Annotated in this window: 4 protein-coding genes and 1 pseudogene; 4 read left to right on the top strand and 1 reads right to left on the bottom strand. The window is 69.1% G+C overall.

Going from position 1 to position 5,605, the window contains the following annotated elements; genetic code table 11:
• A pseudogene (locus ACXAID_RS26900) lies at positions 1-311 on the bottom strand (Hsp70 family protein); the annotation flags it as partial.
• A gap of 221 nt (positions 312-532) precedes the next feature.
• Here ACXAID_RS26900 and ACXAID_RS26895 point away from each other — a divergent pair.
• The 4 genes from ACXAID_RS26895 to ACXAID_RS26880 form a co-directional block, all read left to right on the top strand.
• Positions 533-1,048 (top strand): Rv0340 family IniB-related protein, encoded by a 516-nt coding sequence (locus ACXAID_RS26895; protein ID WP_475025229.1) that lies wholly within the window; start codon positions 533-535, stop codon positions 1,046-1,048.
• A gap of 194 nt (positions 1,049-1,242) precedes the next feature.
• Positions 1,243-2,283: an IniB N-terminal domain-containing protein gene (locus ACXAID_RS26890; protein ID WP_475025228.1), complete on the top strand. Its 1,041-nt coding sequence runs from the start codon at positions 1,243-1,245 to the stop codon at positions 2,281-2,283.
• A gap of 86 nt (positions 2,284-2,369) precedes the next feature.
• Positions 2,370-4,238: a dynamin family protein gene (locus ACXAID_RS26885; protein ID WP_475025227.1), complete on the top strand. Its 1,869-nt coding sequence runs from the start codon at positions 2,370-2,372 to the stop codon at positions 4,236-4,238.
• Positions 4,235-5,605 (top strand): dynamin family protein (locus ACXAID_RS26880; RefSeq protein WP_475025226.1); only part of this gene is annotated, 1,371 nt, incomplete at its 3' end. The genes ACXAID_RS26885 and ACXAID_RS26880, both read left to right, overlap by 4 nt.

Here is a 5,605-nt window from a genome sequence, read left to right as displayed (position 1 = left end):
ACCGGGGACCCGCCGCCGGCCGCCCGCGCCATCGCGTCGAGGGCTTCGGCCAGGACCCGTTCGGCCTGATGCGCCGAGCCGTCCGCCGCGACCAGCGGGATCGGGTCGCCGACCCGCTCGACGAAGCCGGTGAGCACGAGGCTGTCCGGTTGGGGCTGCTGCTCGAGGTTCGGGTTCTCTCCCGGCACCCCGACCTCAGCCGGCCGGTCCGGGTGGACGGTGAGCACCGATCGGCGGATCACCGCCGGTCGACCGATGGCACCGGCCACCAAATTGGTCGTCCCGACGGACAACCCGAGTGAGTCGCTCACTCGCACCTCCTGCTGTGTTCGGCAGGCCCTCACCTTAGCGGCACCGACCCGTGAATCCGGGATATCCCCTATTGGCGCGGAGTCCCTAACGAGGAACCCCTAATCGGCTGGCGTCCGGCTTGGGCGCGAGCACCGATCTCCGCGGGCGTCTTCGCCGCTACCCTCGGTTCTGCGGCGGTGAGCGGCCGAACGGTATTCTGGATGTGAAAGTAGGACGTTTCATGGCGAACCCGTTGCTGGAGTTCGTGCTGTCCCTGGTGCGCGACCCTGAGGCGGCGGCGCGCTACGCCGCGAACCCCGAGCAGGCCATTGCCGACGCCCAGCTCGCCGATGTGACCCGGCTCGACGTCAACAGCCTGATCCCGGTGGTATCCGAATCGATCTCGGCGGGCGGTGTCGAGGACAACGTGTGGACCAGCGGCCAGGCTGTGGCCGCCTTCGACGCATTCGGCGACGCGCCGCCCGTGCCGACCGCCCAGGCCGCCGACGACCCGGTCGGCGACTTCCCGGTGATCGACGCCCCCGCCGTCGACGCCCCCGGCTCGAATCCCGAACCCGACTGGGTGGCGCCCGACCCGGTGTTCGACGAGGGCCCGCTGTTCGGCGACGTCGAAGCCCCCATCGGCGAAGACTGGGGTGACACCGTGGCCGACGCGGGGATCGGGGCGCTGGGGGACCTGGGGGATCCGGGGGATCTGCCCGACGACACCCCCGACCTGGACGTTTTCGGGCAGTGACCGTGATGTCCGGGCCCGTCCCCGGCCATCACCCCTAATCCCCTAACGTCATTCCCCCCTACACCCCGAACTGCAAGCCCCCAAGAAGGGGTGGTCGCCCCGTTCCGAGGGACTCCGGGGATCCATAGCGTGGTTCTCACATCGCCCGGCGCCAATGACCGGCGAGATGTCGAAAGACATGAAAGGACCCCGACATGAACACCCTGATCGACTTCATCATCAACCTGTTCCGCAGCCCGGCCTCGGCAGCGCAGTTCGTCGCCGATCCGGAGGAGGCCATGCGCACCGCGGGTCTGCCGCCGGTCAACCCGGCCCAGCTGCAGGCGGTCGCGGCCACCGCGGCCCCGGCCGGTGCCGTCCTGGGCGGTGGCGATCCGATCGTCGGCCTGCAGCGCGCAGTCGCCGAGCACCACAGCATCGCCTCGCCGTTCTCGCCGCAGACCACCTGGGCCCCGGAGACCCAGTCCGAGTTCGCCAGCCGCAACGACACCGACTGGGCCAGCAACAACGCCACCGAGTTCGCCAGCCGTAACGACACCGACTGGGCCAGCAACAACGACACCTCGCTGATGAGCCCGAACCAGGCCGCCGGCGCCAACTCCCAGCAGGGCGGGCTGAACCTCGGCTTCGGCGACATCACCTTCGGCGACAAGTCCACCACCACCGCCACCGACGGTGCGGTCATCACCGAAGGCGACATGTCGGGTTCGGTGGCCACCGGCGACGACGCAGTGGCCACCGGTGACGACAACGACGGCGACATCCTCACCGGCGACCAGTCGGTGCAGGGCGAGGGCAACACCGCCAACTCCGGCGACGTGCTGGCCGGCAGCGGTTCGAACGTGGTCATCGGTGAGGAGAACGACGTCGAGGACGAGGGCACCACCGCGACCGGGGATGGCGATGTCATCTCCGACAACGACGGCCCGGTGATCGGCGACGTCGACACGACCACGGGCGACTCGCTCGGCGGTGACCAGTCGGCGGTGGTGATCGACGCGGGCGAGTCCACCACCGACACCACCACGGTGGTCGACGGCGACGTCGTCTCCGAAGGCGACGCGTTCGACATGTCGGACAACTCCGACCAGGACAACTCGGACAACGGGGATTACTCGGACAACGGGGATTACTCGGACAACCGGGACTACTCCGACGACGACCTGCTGTCCGTCGACACCGACATCAGCAACGAGATCAGCACCGAACTCGACAACGACATGAGCCTGTTCTGATCGAACAGGTGTGGCCAGACGGTGTGGCGGGATCGTGGGGATCCCGCCACACCGTCGCGATATCGTCCTGATTCGCTAGGAGATCTATGAGTCAGCGCAGCAGCCAACCCACCGGCGCCGAGCGCCGCAATGTCACCGGTGCCGAACGCCGCAATGCGAAGGTCCTCGTCGAGTTGATCGACCACACCGCCGCGATCGCCGGCACCTACGAGCGCAGCGACCTCGTCGAGCGGATGACCCGTGCCAAATCCCGCATCACCGACCCGCAGATCCGGGTGGTGATCGCCGGCCAGCTCAAACAGGGCAAGAGCCAGCTGCTGAACTCACTGCTCAACGTGCCGGTCGCCCGGGTCGCCGACGACGAATCCACGGTGCTGCCCACCGTCGTCACCTACGGCGAAGAACCCTCGGCCCGGATCATCGTTCAGCGGGCGGACGGGGCTGAACCCGAAGCCGTCGACATCGCGACCTCCGACGTCAAGACCGACCTGCGCTTCCATCCGCTGGCCGCCGGGCGCCGGGTGATCCGGGCTGAGGTCAGCGCGCCCAGCCCGCTGCTCAAGGGCGGGATCGCGTTCATCGACACCCCCGGGGTGGGAGGTCACGGCCAGCCGCACCTGTCGGCGACGCTGGGCCTGCTGCCCGACGCCGACGCGCTGCTCATGGTCAGTGACACCAGCCAGGAGTTCACCGAGCCGGAGATGACGTTCGTACGCCAGGCGATCCAGATCTGCCCGGTGGCCCGAATCGTCGCAACCAAGACCGACCTCTACCCGTACTGGCGCGACGTGGTGGCCGCCGACGAACGGCACCTGCAGCGGGCGGGGGTGGATGTCACGGTCACCCCGGTGTCCTCGGTGCTGCGCAGCCACGCGATCAAGACCAACGACAAAGAACTCAACGCCGAATCGAACTTCCCCGCGATCGTGAGCTTCCTGTCCGAACAGGTGGCATCCCGCGAGCACGACCGGATCCGCGACCAGGTACTCAGCGAGATCCGTTCGGTCGCAGAACATCTGCACCTCGCCGTGGGTTCTGAGCTGGAGGTGCTCGACGACCCCGCCACCCGTGAGGCGCTGCGCTCGCAGTTGGAGCGGCGCAAGGCCGAGGCGCAGGACGCCCTGGCGCAGACGGCGCTGTGGCAGCAGACCCTCAGTGACGGCATCGCCGACCTGTCCGCCGACGTGGAGCACGACCTGCGTGGCCGGTTCCGCGCCATCACCCAGTACACCGAAAAGGTTATCGACGCCGGGGATCCGACCCGGGCGTGGGCCGAGATCGGCGCCGAACTGGAGAACGCGGTCGCCACCGCGGTCGGGGACAACTTCGTCTGGGCCTTCCAGCGGGCCGAAGTGCTCGCCGAGGAGGTCGCCCGGACCTTCACCGACGCCGGCCTCGACGCCGTCGACGTCCCGGTCATCAGCGCCGAGATCATGGGGGCGGAGGTCGCCGAGTTCAAGGCGCTGGCCGAACTCGAGGCCAAACCCGTCGGCAAGGGACGCAAGGCGACCATCGGCTTGCAGGGCTCCTATGGTGGCGTGTTGATGTTCGGCATGATGACCTCGCTGGCCGGGTTGGGCATGTTCAACCCCGTCTCGATCGGTGCCGGTGCGCTGATGGGCCGCGCGGCCTACAAAGAGAACATGGAGAACCGCATGGTGCGGGTCCGCAGCGAGGCCAAACTCAACGTCCGCAGGTTCGTCGACGACGTCGCGTTCGCGGTCGCCAAGGAATCCCGCGACCGGCTCAAGGAGGTCCAGCGGCAGTTGCGTGACCACTACCGCGGCGTCGCCACCCAGACCACCCGGTCGCTCAACGAGTCCCTGCAGGCCACCATCGCGGCCGCCAAAGTGGAAGAGAACGAACGTAATTCGCGGATCAAGGAGCTCGAGCGGCAGAGCAGCATCCTGCGCCAGGTGCTCGACCGCAGCGGCGAACTCGCTGCCGGGCGATGAGCGCCAGTGACCAGGTCGGCGCCATCCTGGCGGCCGTCGTGCGCGCCTATCAGGCCGACCCGGCCTACCGTCAGCGTGCCGATGTGCACAACGAGCTCGAGCGCATCGGCCGCCGGCTGAACCAGCCGATCCGCATCGCGCTGGCCGGCACGTTGAAGGCGGGCAAGTCGACCCTGGTCAACGCGCTGGTCGGGGAGGACATCGCACCCACCGACGCGACCGAGGCGACCCGGATCGTGACCTGGTTCCGGTACGGGCCCACCCCGCGGGTGACCGCCAACGAACGCGGCGGGCGACGACGCAACGTCCCGATCGTGCGCGAGGAGGGGCTCAGTTTCGACTTCGCCGACCTCGACGCCGACGACGTGGTCGATCTCGACGTCGAGTGGCCGGCCTCGGAGCTGGTCGACACCACCATCATCGACACCCCGGGCACGTCCTCGCTGTCGCGCGACGTCTCCGAGCGCACCCTGCGGCTGCTTGTGCCCGAGGACGGCGTCCCCCGCGTCGACGCCGTGGTCTTCCTGCTGCGCACGCTCAACGCCGCCGACATCGCGCTGCTCAAGCAGATCGGGACGCTCGTCGGGGGAGCGACGGGCGCGCTCGGTGTCATCGGGGTGGCCGCCCGTGCCGACGAGATCGGGGCGGGGCGCGTCGATGCGATGCTCTCCGCCGACGAGGTCGCCAAACGGTTCACCGCCGAGATGGACAAGACCGGCATCTGCCAGGCCGTGGTGCCGGTGTCCGGGCTGCTTGCGCTCACCGCGCGGACCCTGCGCCAGGACGAGTTCGCGGCGCTGCGCAAGCTGGCCGAGGTGGAGCCGGCCGAGCTGGCCAAGGCGATGCTGTCGGCCGACCGGTTCGTCCGGGAAGACAGCGCGCTGCCGGTGCCGGCAGCGGTGCGGCGTGCGCTGCTGGACCGGTTCGGCATGTTCGGCATCCGGATCTCGGTGATCGTGCTGCAGTCCGGGGTGACCGACTCGGTGGCGTTGGCCGACGAACTGCTCGAACGCAGCGGGCTCGTCGCGCTGCGCGACGTCGTCGACCAGCAGTTCGCCCAGCGGTCCGACTCGCTCAAGGCGCACACCGCCCTGCTGTCGCTGCGGCAGATGGTGCAGGCCAACCCGCTGGCGGCCTCAGCGCGCATCGTCGCCGACATCGACCCGCTGCTGGCCGACACCCATGCCTTCGAGGAACTTCGGTTGCTCAGTCAGTTACGTTCCCGGGCAACCACATTGACCGACGACGAGATGGTGTCGCTGCGCCGCATCATCGGCGGGTCGGGTACCGACGCGGCCAGCCGGCTCGGTCTGGGGCCCGGTGCCGCCCACGACGGACCGCGGGCGGCCTTCGCCGCGGCGCAGCGC

The sequence above is a fragment of the Mycobacterium sp. ABE4_509 genome (genome assembly GCF_056160785.1).
Note: the sequence above shows the minus strand (reverse complement) of the source record. Positions and strands in the feature narration are given on the sequence as shown.